A 14,814-nucleotide genomic window follows, 5' to 3' on the forward strand; every position below is an offset into this window, starting at 1 on the left:
CCATGTTAGAAATTAAAAAGTTTCCGCACAAACACAAATGTCAAGTAAGAAGCTGCAAGAATCTTGACGTATACACAATTGGTGAAGAAAACGAACACCCGGCATTTACACAGTTATACTGTAAGGACACCTTACTTGAAATGGCAGAGGTTATAAATCAGTTCTTTTCTTCTGATGGAGAAACAAAGCGAATCAATCCGGAAGAACTCCAAGCTAGAATTGATGAATTAACTTCCCAAAACGAAGAGTTGCAAAAACAAGCTGATGGACTTGAACAGATTAAGGCAGAATTTGAATCTGCAAAAGCTTCAGCTGACTTATTCAAGGAAAAGTTGGGTGAACTTGAATCTGAGAACGAGAAACTTAAAAAAGAAAACAAGTCTCTTAAAAAGAAAGCGGAAACCGTTGAAGACAAGAAAACCGACTCTAAAACGGAAGAAAGCCCGGTAAATTCCAATGAAGGGAAGAACGCAAATGGAGACAGCAATTGAAAAAGCACTTAAACAGATAAAAGGTAAATCTGTAAAGGTTGATAAAATTGAAGAACCAAAAAAGAGTAAGAGTAAAGGTGACCCAATTGTTTATTCATCCGACCCACGACCCACCCTATACTTGGACGATAAGGAATTTACATCAATTCCAAAACTTACAGTTGGGGATAAGGTTGTACTAGTAGTCGAATGTGAGGTAAAGAGTGTCAGCAATTATTCAAGGCTTGATGATAAGAACAAACCTAAACAATCATATAACTGCGACCTTGCCATTAATGCTATTTCGGACATAACGGGGTGATAAGCCATGCAGACAATCATCATAGTATTTTTGTGTGTTGTAATCTTAGTACAAAATATAACTCACAGGATAGAACGTAAAGACCTGTATAACCGCATTATGGCAAATGACCTTACGGAGTATAATCAAAAGCCAATAAAGCATAAGTCAGTGAAATGTGCAATCAGAAAAAACCATGATGGAAGGAGGGAATAACTTGAAATTATTAGACTATTTCAAAGACCTATTCAGTAATAAAAATCCTATTGACGATAAATTAACTGAAAATAGCTATTATAATACAGTTGAAGTTGAAGAAGTTGTATCTTTTCTTAAAAAAGAATTTAAGCGGAGGCAAGAAGATAGAAGACCTTTTGAACTCCAATGGATTCTTAACATGAACTTCCTAAATAACAACCAATATTGCGATATTAATCTTACAGCCGGTGAAGTATCGCAAATTAGTAGGGATTTTGAATGGGAGGAAAGGGAAATATACAACCATATAGCCCCTATTTATGAAACCAGACTAGCAAAGCTCTGTAAAATTGCTCCTTCCCCTCATGTTATTCCTGCAAATTCTTCAACAAAATCTCAGGCTGCCGCTAAAATGAGTAAATGTATACTTGAAGGTGTTGACAAAGACCAAGACATGCAGAAAAAAAGGGCTACTGCCACGGCGTGGAGCGAATTGTGCGGTTGTGTTTTTTATGGTGACAGATGGGAATCTGGTGAGGGAAGGCCTCTGTTTTACGATGAAAACGGCAATATAATACACGAAGGTAATCTTGAAAAAGATGTTATTACTGCATTTGAAATATTTCCGGACAGTTCTTTTTCACAGGGGATTACAGGCTGCGAAAGCATAATAAGAGCAAAAGCCATTAAGGTTAATAGTATATATGATAGGTGGGGCGTAAGAGTAAAAGGCAGAGAAGTAGATGTATTTACCCTTGACCAAACAAATGTTGGTGTAGGTGGATTTAACCGTAATTCCGTGGTATCTCAGTTCAAATCAACAAAGATAGAAAAGGCTGAAATTGTTATTGAGTACATGGAACTACCAAATAGACGGCATCCAAAAGGCTTACACATAATCATGGCCGGAGATAATTTACTTCATTATGGTGAGTTTATATATCGGGTTGGAAACGATGGCAAATATGGATTTCCCTTGGTGATGCAAGTTTGTGTTGAAACACCCGGACGATTCTGGCCTGTTAGTATCATTGAAAGACTAATACCTATTCAAAGAAGTTTTAATGCTTTAAAGAATAGAAAAAAGGATATATTAAACCGTAAAGCAATAGGAAATTGGGCTGTAGAGGATGATGGAAATGTAGATGTTGATGATTTAGAGGAAGAAGGTTTCTACCCTGGGAAAATACATTTCTACTCACGGGGAGGAAAACCACCGCAAGAAATACAAAACCGTTCTTCAATAACAGATTTTGATGTTGAGGAACAAAGGTTATTAGACGAATTTACAACAATCAGTGGAGTATCTCCATTTGCTTCACAGAGCCTGCCCCCTACCGGGAGTAATAGCGGTGCTACACTGGAAAAAATCAAGGAATCAGACGATACAAGAATAGGGCTTACCGCTGAGAATATCAATATTGCTGCTATAGCCAGTTATAAAATTGACTTGAGAATGTATCGGCAATTTGCAAAGACTCCAAGGCTCCTGAGACATGTAGGGAAAAATGATGAAGTGCAAATAATCGAATGGCAGGCAAGCGACCTTACTTCCGATGATATCATTATCGAAAAAGAAGACGAACTCAGTCAGACCCCGGCACAGCGTAGACAAATGGTTCTTGACTTACTACAATACAAATTATTTTCAAATGATACAGACCCAAAAATAAGAAATAAAGTTATTAATCAATTGCAAATGGGTGACTGGGAGAATGTTGACGACATAGAAGATGCACATGTCAGTAGGGCATTAAGAGAAAACATGTTTATTAAACAGGGAAAACCTATTCAAGTTAAAGAATATGATATGCACGACCTACATATTCAGGAGCATAACAGGTGGAGGCTTGATGTAGATTTTGAGGAATTTGAAGCAACTCAGCCGGAATTGGCACAAGCCTTTAATCAACATGTAGCCGAACATGAAGCATTAGCACAACAAAAAGTGCAGCAGCTCATAGCAATACAACAAGGACAGCAATTACAACAGGCTCAGTAAGATATTCTTTCCATAAAAGTACTCAAAATAATGAGTGCTTTTTCTTTTTGACCATCCGCACATTTACTTTGTTTTACTCTGAAAACAAGAAATTTATTGCGGAGGTATAACATGAAAGAAAAAAATATCGACACACGCACACATGACCTAATACTCAATTATCAGCTTTTTGCTGAACCTAGCAATCAGAGCCAGAATCCAGAAGATGGACACGCTGCTCTTAATGTTAGTCAAAGAATTGCAGCAATACTAAATAGTGCGTCCGATAACAATCAACCAACAAATCAAGTTCAGCAGCCAACAGGTGAGGGAAATCAAGCATCGGCTCCTACAGATGGTACACAAAATCAACAGCCCTCACAATCTGCGCAGTCTGCTTCACAAACTCCTGCACAGAATACCGACACTCCACCATCAAGTGGAACCGGGGAACCAAGTACTGGAACAGGGAACGAACCTGTAGTACCTGAAAAGCGTTATAAAGATGTTCAGGCTTGGGCAACAAGATTGAGTCAGGAAAATTCACAGTTAAAACAGGCTATTGAACAGTATCAGCAGCAACAGCAAACTTCACAGCCTCAAACACAGCAGCAGGAACAAACTATTGACCCACAGGCTTTCTTGGATTCGCTTTACGAAAAACCTCAACAGGTTTTAGGTGGGGTGGCAAAGTCGGTAATCGATAAGGAATTGGCACCCATCATTGACTTTGTAAAGAATCAAATGAAAGTTGACAGTTGGGGTAACGCTTTAAAACAGTTTCGAAGCAGTGTTCCAGATTATGCAGACAATGAACAGTCCATTATTCAGTACATTAATGACAATGGCCTTGGGGATAGTGACAATCCAGATATTGTTTTAAAAGATGCTTACATAGCTGCAAGACAACAGAATTACCAACCTCCGCAACAGGTAGACCCAACAAGCTACCTTCAAGATGAAGATTTTGTAACTCAGAACATACTTAGCAATCCAGATATTGTTAACCGTGTTATAAAAGCTCAGGCCGAAAAAATGCAGCAAGGACAACCACCAGTTTCCATAGCATCAACAGGCGGTCAACCTATTGCTACACCAGTTGAAAAGCCTAAGAACACAGATGAATTTAGAGCTAGAGCACGGGCAATATTAGGTGGAAATTTTGGTGGATAACTAAAAGGAGTGAAATAATATGCCAATCACAACGGAATCAATAAATCAGGTTTTTAAGACGGTATACCTTCCTATGGTAAGCGAACAGATTAATGTAAGCTTGGCAGCGGTAGCACAGAAGATTGAATCAACTACTACAGATATTGAGACTACGGGAACAGTCGTAAAATGTGTACCGTATGGACTTAACGGTGGAACAGGTTCTATAAATGAAAATGACCCTTTGCCGATGAGTGGCTCTAATAAAAGAGAGAATTTCAGAAGTGAGTTAAAAACTCTGGCCGGTACTTTGGAAATTACAGATAAAGCTTGGAAATCATCTATTTCCAACGTAGCTGCTTTTGAAAATCTTTTAACTTCAAATATGGACGGACTTAAAAAGTCTTGCCAGTTCTCAGCAGGAAGACAGTATTATGGTGACGGAACTGGTGAGCTTACACGCTGTGGTACTACCACCGATTCGTTAACGGTAGAGGTAGCAAGTACTCAGTATCTTGTAGAAGGTATGATAGTTGATTTAATAACCAATTCAACAGGAGCAGAAATAACAAACGGATCTAAAAGACGTATCAAGTCCATTGATAGAGCTAATAAAACCATTACTCTCGAAGGAACAGCAACGGTTACAACTGCATCAACTGTAAGTGTGTATGAACAGGGTTCTAAAGATAAAGAAATGACTGGACTTGGCAAAGTATTTGCAAAGGTAGGCTCTCTCTATGGCCTTGAAAAAGCTAGTTACAGTTGGCTTGTCCCTCAGCTTTTTGAAAATGTCGGCACTTTGACAAGCAGAAAGTTTGTAACAGCTATGAGACAGGTGAGAGATTATGCCGGAGGTAATGTTGATTTCATTGCAACTGCTCCTGCTGTATACGAAGAATACTATGAATACTTGGAAACTATGCAAAGACAAGTCAATGTTGTTGACTTACAGGGTGGATTCAAGTCTTTGAGTGTAAATGGTATTCCTCTGACATCAGACAGGTTTATAAAGGATGGCGAAGCTCACGGCTTAACCTCAAATGAATGGAAACTGCATCAGTTAGATGATTGGAACTGGATGGAAGATGATAAAGGAGCAATCATAACGTTGATTAAAGGATATGCAAAGTATACTGCTTCTCTTATCAAATATGCTGAACTGATTTGCGACCATCCCGGAGCTAATTTCAAAATGTCCGGTATTACTGTTACAGGCGGTTAATTAAAAATGTATTCCCATTAAAGGGGAGGGAAAATTAAACTTCCCTTCCCTGATTTTATTTTTGGAGGTAATTTGATGTTTGATTTAACTTATTTCAAAAATCGTGGTGATGTAGAACCACAATGTATACTTGTTGAAAATGACGTTTATGGGATTGTTGACAGGTTACGTGAAATTGACAGTGGATACTTTGTTGTATTTAATCCGGATACACAGAGGTTTGAACTTCACCATTCAGAACAAATAGACGGTTCGTATTGTTTGACATTCCCATATGAAGAGCTTGACGAAAGAGCAGTAACAAAAACATTAGAGACTTCATCAGCCAGAGCTAAGATAATACGTGCTGAAATGATAGCTCACAACGAAAAAATAGAACGTGACAGAAATAATAAAATTCAGGATGAAACATCATGGAAAACTAGAGAAATGTATCATTATGCTTTAAGGCATGGAGTTGACGGAGAAATTGACAGTGCAGCCTATTCTACAAAATGGGCATAAGTTTAGGAGGAGATTATAAAAATGACATTAAATCCATTAAGAGAAATTTTAAACAAAGCATCATATGAAGCAGGAATGCCGATTTCTGATAAGGATTTTATTAAACATTATAATAAATGCCTTAGTGATTTAAGCGACTTATATGATACTGCTAAAGCCACGCAGGAGCAAACTATTGTTTGTGAGGATATAAACAATAAGTTTCCTCTTTTAAATAACTGCACAGGTATAAATCAGGTACTGTCTCCTGAAGGATTTAATATAAGAAACTTCAAAATAATAGACGGAAAATACATTCAGTTCTATTGGCGTGGCACATATACGGTAAGAGAATATATTTTAAACACTCAAATTGCTAGTTTGAATGAAGATTTTGAATTAAATCCGGTATACGAAAGATGTATTCCTATTTACATAGCAGCCCAAATGGTTAAAAAAGTTGATAAAGATAATTACAAAGAATTAATGTCAGAGTTTACAGAGCTTGCAGCATTAGCCAATAGCAGCATCAGGAAAGTATCAAATAGATATAGACAGATAAAAGCTCCAAGATTCCGCTAAGGGGGAAGGCTTATGGAAATTGAAAAAGTGTACTACATAGCACTTGATATCAAAACCCGGTTAAAGTTCGAATTTATGGAGTTTGTAAGAGGGGATACGCTTAATAAAATTAGTTTTACTATTACAAATAATGGGCAGAAAGTTAAATTATCTGACTACGCATTTAAAATATTACTAAAACGGCCGGACGGACAGATTGTACAAAGTAGCCCTACTGTTGTCGTAGATAAATTAGTTTATAGCATTGGGACTACAGAGCTTGAAAAGTGCGGATTAGTTATAGGTACCGTAGAAATATATGAGGGTTTGGACAAGATTACAACAAAGAACTTTACGTACCGGGTTGTGAACTCATTTAATGTTGAGAATATGTTGGACAGCGAGACTGAATACCCCATAAATGAAATTACAAACTATACCCATACACAAGTAGTTCCGGCGAAAATTTGGACAGTACACCATACCTTAAATAAAAAATGTAGTGTCATTGTGGTAGATTCTGCTGACAATACGGTTTTAGGTGACATTACATACATAGACATGCAGACAATAGAAATCAAATTTCAGGCTGAATTTTCAGGCAAGGCTTATTTAAATTAAATGGAGGACAGAGAAATGCTTGTATTAACAAATCTTAATCTTAATAAAAATGAATTACAGAATGTCAGACTTCAAAATCTTGCAACAGGGCCTTCATCACCTTTAAGCGGTATAGTATATTTTAATACTGCTGACTCGAAATTCTACGGGTGGAATGGTAGTGGATGGATTAATCTTGGTGGAACAGGAACCGGCACAATTCCGACTAAAGTCAGTGACTTAGAAAATGATAGTGGCTTTATAACATCAACTATTACTGACCAACTTAACACTGAAATCCAAAATATAAAAAATGTATTGGATGATGATACTGACGGGAGCATTACGGATTTTATTGCAAATTTAAAGGCACAGTGGGAAACTGCTGACAGCAATCTACAAACGCTGATAACTCAAAAAACTAATAAATATACTCAAGCAATTGGTGACGGGACGGCAACACAATTTAATGTGACTCATAATCTGAATACCCTTGATGTAAATACATCTCTTAGGTCTAATCAAGCCCCATACGATGTAGTGTTTACAGATATTACAATAGTTGATGCTAACAATATAACAGTAACCTTTGCACAAGCTCCCACTGAAAACCAGTTCAAAGTAGTTGTAATAGGGTAGGTGAGTTCTATTGAAACTATTTGGAAGAGAATTTAAGTTCAACGAATTTGATGTAATACATAAAGGAAATTTAATTGTTTGGGAGGGTGTACCTTCCGAGCCTGACGAAAACGGATTTACAACCGTGATTGATTATAAGCGTGGCGATGGAAGGAAATATCTTCAGATAAGATTTTTAAATCCAGTAGATGGTGTATATCAGAACTATAGCTTAACGTATTACGAAAATGACGGGATAACTGTAAAGTCGGAGTACACTTATGATATTGCATTGGGAGAAGGGAGCGTTTAAAAGTGCCACAAACCATTAATGAAATAAAAATATTCCTTCAAAGCATTAAACCAGATTCCATTATAGTAAATGACCAAACAATTATACAGTTTGTGAATGAGGTTGACGGCTCAATTCATTATGAAATATACAAAGAAAAAACAAGTGTTGATTTCGCATTAGTCGAAGGCCAGTCAGAATATAACCTTCCTGATGGGGTGGTCTTTGATTATATTGACCAGGTATATGTTAATGATGAAAGTCTACAAAAAATAGATGAATCATACAAAGACACCACGGGCTTTTTAAAAGGTTCAACATCATCCAAGGTAAGAATATACCCTGTCCCTAATGATAGTGACGAGACGGGCGAAACAAACCTAACAATAGTATATCTCAAGCCATATGTAAAACATACATCTCTATTCGATACAGTGTTTGTAGATTCACCTCATGACAAGATGTATTATGAGTACCTGTCTGCAAAGATAGGCCTATTTAAGGAGGATACTGAAACCTTCAATAATATGATAACTCTGTACAATACATCAAAGGCTGAATATACAGCATGGTATAACGAGAGACACACAAATAGAAAGGCATAAGGCGGTGTAAACTTATGGATACTCCAAAATTAAAATCAAAATCCAAAATTCTTTCTGAGAATACAGATGTAATCACATTTAAGGGACTGAATAGGATGCCACATATAGAAAAAGGCGAACTCAGGAGCATGGTGAACGTATGTTCAGACTATCCCACCTGTATTTCTCCAAGACCTCCAAGGTATCTGTATAATTGGCTGTACAATCCAAATAAAGATGCTTGTAATATGATTGCATTAAGCAATGGCAAGTTTTGTTGGACTATAGGCAGCACTTTTTTTTATGACGGGATAGGGTTTCCCAGTACAGTAATAAATGGGACTAAAAGTATGTGTGAGTTTGGAAACTATGTACTAATTTTCCCTGATAAAAAATATTTTGATATAAACTCAGAGACAATAAATTCATTGGGTAGTGGTACATATCCGGCAGCAGGTTCATGCCCTGATATTAAATGGGCATGTGTTTTTAATAACAGAGTATGGGGAGTAGGTGGGAACGGCGTTTATGGAAGTAAATTTAAAGACCCGTTTACATGGACAAAGTTCAGTAATCCAGTAGAGGAATCTGATAGTATTTATTTTGAGATTGATAAGACTTACGGGGAATTAACTGGGATTAAGCCCCTTGAAAATCATATGGTATTTACAACAAGTACCACCGTATTTGAACTCTATGGGAATAAACCAACAAACTATATTCCTAGACTTGTAACTAACTCAAGTGGTTGTATATCACATAAGAGTATGGCAGAAATAGACGGAAGGGTTTTTATGCTTGACCGAAAAGGTATAAGTGTTTATGGTGGTTCTTTCCCACAACCTATTTCACTACAGCTTCAAGAAAAAGTTGAAAACTATCCGGGAGTGGGAATAGCATTCAATCATAAGTATTATATTAATTTTTCTTCAAGTGCAAACAATCAACCAACATACCCGTTATATGTTTATGACACCCTACTTGGCTACTGGTATCAGGAAGATTCAAATCTTCGTATTTTTGATTTTTGTGTATCAAACAATGCACTATATGCCCTTACTACAAACTCTATTATGAAGTTATCTGGTAATTCGGATTACGATGAAACGGTTGCATGGCAAGTAGAAACAGATAGGTTTACGGAGCAGTACCTCGGCATGAAGGCTACAAGTAAGATAAAAATCGAGGTTGAATTGGAATCCGGTTCTGATATGTCAGTATTCATAAAAACAGATGGCAGCAATTACAGACCTTTAGGAACCGATACTCAATCAGGGTATCATTATTTCACTACATATGAAATTCCAAGACATGCATTTTGGTTTCAACTGAAATTGGCAGGCAATGGCAAATGCAAAGTATACTCAATTATAAGAGAAATTATTGTAAAAAGTGATATTGAATAGGAGGATTTTATTATGGCATTAGTATTTTTACCACGGGTTTCATTGGACAAGGACGATAAAAAGTCAATTCAGAATCTTTATGATGCGTACAACAAGATGAGAAAGGAAATGGAATTTCTTCTTGAGAACTTGGACGAGGATAACGTTGATTCAAGATTTATCAAAAAACTCATAGCCGACTATATAAAGGCTGATTTAGTTGTAACCAATACAATAATTACTCAGAACCTGTATGCAGATTTAGGAGATATAGCGAGGCTCACAGTTAACAGACTGCTTTCAAGTAATATTCTGACTGACCCGGCAGTAATGAATTACATAGATATAAAAGACCAGTATATTGTTTTCAAAAAAGGTGTAAGAGATGATACTCAGCCAAAGGCACAGTATAAAAACGAGGATGGCGACCCATTGTACTGGACTATAAATAAGACTTCGGGAGAACAGGAAATAACTACAGAGGTAACAGACAATCCAGTAATGGTATATCAATACAAAACGTCTGAACGATTAAAGATTTTCTTTGATGAAAACACGGCTACCAGTTACCCTAAAATAGTATGGGGAGAAGGTAACGGGACAGGTGATGAACAAAAAGCTTTCATGTATAAGGACGATACAGGAATGTCAATAGATTATATAACTTCATCAAATGAAACTTTGTCAATTAAACTCGGAGAGAGTGGCATATTGATAAACGGTTCACCATATCACCAAATTACATATGGAACCGGTGAACCTCCTGTGGATGGCAAGGAAGGCGATATATATTTTAAGGTGGTGGGCTAAATGTCAGGACTTACCCCGTTAACTGAATATCCCGGAGGATTAAATATATATAATGATAGTGCTTTTTCTATCGAAACAAAGATATTCGCAACATCAAATAACAGCACTTGGTATCAATATGACCTTAACACAAATACGTGGACATTGATTCCTTTATCATGGAACAAATCTTATATAATGGCCTACGACAACGATAGAATTTACATTTGGGGATATGACTACAATAGCTATTATTATGATATAAACACAGGTGATGTAACACCAAATAGTGGACTTCCTCTTGATCATAAAGCGTCAGTTATCGTGAATGGTATTATTTACTCGTTTTTTTATTTTAATAGTAATGGGATAGACAGATTTTGCAAGCTTCAAAATAACTCATGGGTTAGTCTTTCAAAACCAGATATGGGGAACACGTCTAATTTTAGATACCTGCACGTATGGAACAATTATATTTATTTGTTTAATATTAATGGAACTTATAGGTATGATGTTCTTACAAATACATGGGTAACATTAACCCTTCCGACTGGTACGTACTCCCAATATTACGGTAACAATGAAAAACCAATAGAATACAATGGCAAACTATACTTTTTGTTTTATATCTTTTTATTTATTTTTGATTTGGTGACAGAAACGTGGCAACAATCCATAAGACCAACACTACCTCGTTATTATGATACATACGGAGCCTCGTATTTGTCTTGTGTCAATGGGTTATTTGCCATTAATGAACAGAACAGTTGCTTAATGCAATTAAACTTACAGACAAATACTTGGAGCTTTGTAGACACTACAAATATTATTACAGAATTGCACAACTATTCTACAACAAGTTTGTTTGCAATAAAAGGAAAAACAATACTAATGTATGGTTCAAGCGGAAATCCAAACATAATATTTTTACGCTCATCAGGTGTTTGGAAAGAACCAGTACCATATTTAAAAACAAATACTGCTTGGAAAAATAGTATAACACCAAATATCAGAATTAACGGAACTTGGAAATAACCTTTAAAAACAAAAAGCAGGGGGATTAACCCTCTGCTTTAATTATTGGTAACATTGTGTTTTCGTAATAATCAAGTGTAAAATATTCTAAATCATTTATATAAAGGTATTCAACTTCGTAAATTAACTCTTTCTTGTCAGATGTACGTTTTAAAGCAAGAATATATTTTTGTGGAATCGTACCATCTGCTGTTTTAAACCTAATTGAATGGTATTTTGAAAGTATATCATTTGATAAAACAAATTTCTGAGGATTATTTTTATAAGTGTAAACATATAAACCATCAGAAGTTTTTTCCTCACATAGGTTTAATTTACCAAACAACTTAGTATGCCTATCCATATTATCATTCGGAATAATATCATCTTTAGAGGTCTTTGGAATTATAGGAGCTTCGGTATTGGTTTGGCTGCCATTTGTAGATGTACCGGGAGAAGGTACCGCAGTATTGTCAGAAATATTAACAGTACTGGTTTTTCCATCCCATTGAACTTTAGCTCCTAAAGCTTCAGCAACATATTTGGCAGGAACGTAGGTTCTGCTGTTTATTGTTACTGGTTCTTCACCATTTGCAAATGATACTTTCTCACCATTTATAACAACTTTTACCCCGTTGAATATTGCCTGAACTGTATCGGTTTTAGCCAAAGAGGGTATTGCACACATTAGCACTGCACCCATTATAAAGCCCAATATAAATTTTTTCATACTCATTTCTCCTTACATATAAAAAATATACCTCTAATTACATTATATCCCATAAGTGTTACTAAATAAACAGTCTTATAAAATTTTTAAAGTATAAACGTCATACTTGCTAATGGATAAAATAGGACTTATAATAAAGTTATCCACAGAATTATCAACAGGGAGGTTGTGGATAAGTGAAATAATCCACAAGAAAATAATGGGAGGAAAATAGATGCAATTAATTAAGTCAGAAAGCTTTGGTTCAGTTCAATGTGACGTATGGAAGGATGAAAATGGCGAAATGTGGTTTACCAGAGAACAGATAGGCCAAGCCTTGGAGTATGGTACGCCAAGAATAGCTATTGCAAATATTCACGAAAGAAACGCAGATAGGATTGATAAATTTTCAGCTGTAGTCAAATTGAGTACACCTTCAGGAATACAAGAAACGTATATTTATAGCCACAAAGGTTTAAACGAAATATGCCGTTTCAGTAGACAGCCAAAAGCAGATGCTTTTATGGATTGGGTATGGGAAGTAATTGAATCTATCCGTAAACATGGCATGTATGCTAAGGATGAATTGTTAGATAATCCTGATTTAATGATAGAGGTAATAACACAGCTTAAAAAAGAGCGTGAAGAAAAGAAACTTCTTCAAACAGAAAATAAGTTGTTGTCACAGGAAAAACTTACTTGGGCAGACAGGAAGGTTATTGAAGCTATTGTCAAAAAGATAGGGAGTAACATTGGCTATGACGTAGCTTGGAAAGAGTTTAAAAAGGAGCTTCTTTACTCACATGGAATATGCCTTAATTCAAGGATTACGAATTGGAGAAATTCTACTGGGAAAAAGACTGGTCCCAGAACATTGGACATGATAGATGATGATGAATTACAGGCATGTCTTGCTACAGCGACTGCATCTGCAAGGCACCACGGTATAGATATTTCTGACATCATTAAAAAATTTGAGAAGTCGGCTTAAATGGGATAAATAAATCTACTCTTGGAAGGGTTGTATTTAAAAAGGAATCCTAAAAACAAACAAAGGTTGGATACCAGAACCAAGCTTATATATATGGAAAACATAAATAACTAAATTGAACATATTTGACCAAACATTACAAGCTACTGTGTAACAATGACAGTAGCTTAATTTATGTTTTAAGGAGGGCTAAATATGGCAGTACTAACCAACACGAATAATATAACTACCGCAAAAAAAGCCGTTACTTCTACTGTGAGTAATCCACAAACTCCCAAAAAAACTACTGCTCCAACCGGGCTGTCAGCAATGCAAAAGGCATATGTAAACTTGACTCCTGAGGAAGAAGCAGCAATAACGGATGCTCAAATAAGGTATGGAAATGCTACGACCGACAAAGATAGACAGAAGGCTCACGCTGATGCGGAACAAATACGTGCAAAGCATGATTTCAGCGGAGGTGCAAGCGGTACGGATTATGTAAAAATTCCGTCTGCAATGGAAAAAGCATTAGGAAGTACATTAAGTGAAGGTGGGTATACATCAACACTTACACCTGAAATCGCTTCGTTGCTTAAATCAATTAATACAAGTTCATTTAACTACGACCCTACTAAAGATGAACAGTTTCAAAAGTACAAAGGACAAATGATAGATGCAGGACAAAAAGCATATACCAATTCTGTAGCAGGAGCAAGTATTCCGGGAGTATCAACAAATAGTGTCGCTGAACAAATAGCCCAAGGTGCAAATACACAGTACTTGAATAAAATTGGTGATGCTGAATCTACATACATGGACAAAGCATATCAGCGGTTTATGGATGATAGGACAAATAACTATAACCAAGTCAACGCACTTTTGGGAATAGATAATACCGGGTATAGTCGCTATGCCGATAACAGGAACTTTAATCAGGACGTAAAACAACAGAACTGGCAGAACGGATTTAGCCAAAAACAATTTGACGAAAACGTAAGACAGTTTGACAAGAATTTCTCTGAAAATCAAAGGCAATTTAATAAGAGCTATGCTTTTGACGAAAGAAAGCAAAGCTTTGCCGAAAGGCAGGCACTAGTTCAAAATGCAATGCAGCAAGGACAGTTAAGCGTACAACAGGGACAGTTGCAACTAGAAAGGGATAAATATAAGTCCGACAATAATCCTGATAGTTTTGATAACCAGTTGAAATTAAAGTCGGCCGGCATGACTGCAACAAAAAATAAAAACGGCGGTTATACTATTTCTACTGACCCGGCAGCAACACTAGGCAGCAAAAATAGTCTGGCATATAAGGATTACAACACAATAGGTAGAGGTATGTTGGATAAAGCGACATATGATACTTATACCGGTTCATACAAGAAATTGTATTCTCCAGACCAAGTTAAGCAATGGGCGTTGGGATTACCGCTGACAGATGCAGAAATAGCAAGATTACTGTCTGACTTAGGAGTGTGA

General features: G+C 36.4%; 18 protein-coding genes. 17 read left to right on the forward strand and 1 reads right to left on the reverse strand.

Annotation, left to right across the window (positions count from 1 at the left end; all coding sequences use genetic code 11):
- Positions 1-2: 2 nt before the first annotated feature.
- From P0092_RS09455 to P0092_RS09525, 15 genes are all read left to right on the forward strand, one after another.
- On the forward strand, positions 3-491 hold the full coding sequence (locus tag P0092_RS09455; protein WP_004620164.1) for a hypothetical protein: 489 nt from the start codon (positions 3-5) through the stop codon (positions 489-491).
- A complete protein-coding gene (locus P0092_RS09460) occupies positions 475-792 on the forward strand; it encodes a hypothetical protein (protein WP_004620165.1) in 318 nt (105 codons plus the stop codon). The genes P0092_RS09455 and P0092_RS09460 overlap by 17 nt, the downstream gene beginning before the upstream one ends.
- A gap of 6 nt (positions 793-798) precedes the next feature.
- Complete coding sequence (locus P0092_RS09465) at positions 799-987, forward strand: hypothetical protein (RefSeq protein ID WP_040759018.1); 189 nt, start codon at positions 799-801, stop codon at positions 985-987.
- Between the two features lies 1 nt (position 988).
- Positions 989-2,971, forward strand: a complete 1,983-nt coding sequence (locus P0092_RS09470) for a portal protein (protein WP_004620166.1) — start codon at positions 989-991, stop codon at positions 2,969-2,971.
- A 111-nt stretch (positions 2,972-3,082) separates the two neighbouring features.
- Positions 3,083-4,123, forward strand: coding sequence for a hypothetical protein (locus P0092_RS09475; RefSeq protein WP_004620167.1), 1,041 nt, complete (start codon positions 3,083-3,085; stop codon positions 4,121-4,123).
- Between the two features lie 19 nt (positions 4,124-4,142).
- Positions 4,143-5,327, forward strand: a complete 1,185-nt coding sequence (locus P0092_RS09480; RefSeq protein WP_004620168.1) for a phage major capsid protein — start codon at positions 4,143-4,145, stop codon at positions 5,325-5,327.
- A 75-nt stretch (positions 5,328-5,402) separates the two neighbouring features.
- Positions 5,403-5,831, forward strand: coding sequence for a hypothetical protein (locus P0092_RS09485; protein ID WP_004620169.1), 429 nt, complete (start codon positions 5,403-5,405; stop codon positions 5,829-5,831).
- A 21-nt stretch (positions 5,832-5,852) separates the two neighbouring features.
- Positions 5,853-6,392 carry a hypothetical protein gene (locus P0092_RS09490; protein ID WP_004620170.1) on the forward strand — a complete coding sequence of 180 codons (540 nt, stop codon included), beginning with the start codon at positions 5,853-5,855 and terminating at the stop codon, positions 6,390-6,392.
- Between the two features lie 12 nt (positions 6,393-6,404).
- Positions 6,405-6,992 (forward strand): BppU family phage baseplate upper protein, encoded by a 588-nt coding sequence (locus P0092_RS09495; RefSeq protein WP_004620171.1) that lies wholly within the window; start codon positions 6,405-6,407, stop codon positions 6,990-6,992.
- Positions 6,993-7,007: 15 nt separating this feature from the next.
- On the forward strand, positions 7,008-7,610 hold the full coding sequence (locus tag P0092_RS09500; protein WP_004620172.1) for a hypothetical protein: 603 nt from the start codon (positions 7,008-7,010) through the stop codon (positions 7,608-7,610).
- 10 nt (positions 7,611-7,620) lie between these two features.
- On the forward strand, positions 7,621-7,902 hold the full coding sequence (locus P0092_RS09505) for a hypothetical protein (RefSeq protein ID WP_004620173.1): 282 nt from the start codon (positions 7,621-7,623) through the stop codon (positions 7,900-7,902).
- A gap of 2 nt (positions 7,903-7,904) precedes the next feature.
- Positions 7,905-8,486, forward strand: coding sequence for a phage adaptor protein (locus tag P0092_RS09510; protein WP_004620174.1), 582 nt, complete (start codon positions 7,905-7,907; stop codon positions 8,484-8,486).
- 14 nt (positions 8,487-8,500) lie between these two features.
- A complete protein-coding gene (locus P0092_RS09515; RefSeq protein ID WP_004620175.1) occupies positions 8,501-9,871 on the forward strand; it encodes a hypothetical protein in 1,371 nt (456 codons plus the stop codon).
- A 12-nt stretch (positions 9,872-9,883) separates the two neighbouring features.
- On the forward strand, positions 9,884-10,660 hold the full coding sequence (locus P0092_RS09520; RefSeq protein WP_004620176.1) for a hypothetical protein: 777 nt from the start codon (positions 9,884-9,886) through the stop codon (positions 10,658-10,660).
- Positions 10,661-11,674 (forward strand): Kelch repeat-containing protein, encoded by a 1,014-nt coding sequence (locus P0092_RS09525; RefSeq protein ID WP_004620177.1) that lies wholly within the window; start codon positions 10,661-10,663, stop codon positions 11,672-11,674.
- 25 nt (positions 11,675-11,699) lie between these two features.
- On the opposite strand, the gene P0092_RS09530 is transcribed toward P0092_RS09525, so the two are convergent.
- On the reverse strand, positions 11,700-12,383 hold the full coding sequence (locus P0092_RS09530; protein WP_004620178.1) for a copper amine oxidase N-terminal domain-containing protein: 684 nt from the start codon (positions 12,381-12,383) through the stop codon (positions 11,700-11,702).
- A gap of 214 nt (positions 12,384-12,597) precedes the next feature.
- On the opposite strand from P0092_RS09530, the gene P0092_RS09535 reads away from it, so the two are divergent.
- Complete coding sequence (locus P0092_RS09535; protein WP_004620179.1) at positions 12,598-13,353, forward strand: BRO-N domain-containing protein; 756 nt, start codon at positions 12,598-12,600, stop codon at positions 13,351-13,353.
- Between the two features lie 195 nt (positions 13,354-13,548).
- Entirely contained in the window at positions 13,549-14,814 is a 1,266-nt protein-coding gene (locus tag P0092_RS09540; RefSeq protein ID WP_004620180.1) for a hypothetical protein, read from the forward strand.

This window comes from Ruminiclostridium papyrosolvens DSM 2782 (assembly GCF_029318685.1).
Lineage (GTDB): Bacteria > Bacillota > Clostridia > Acetivibrionales > DSM-1351 > Ruminiclostridium > Ruminiclostridium papyrosolvens.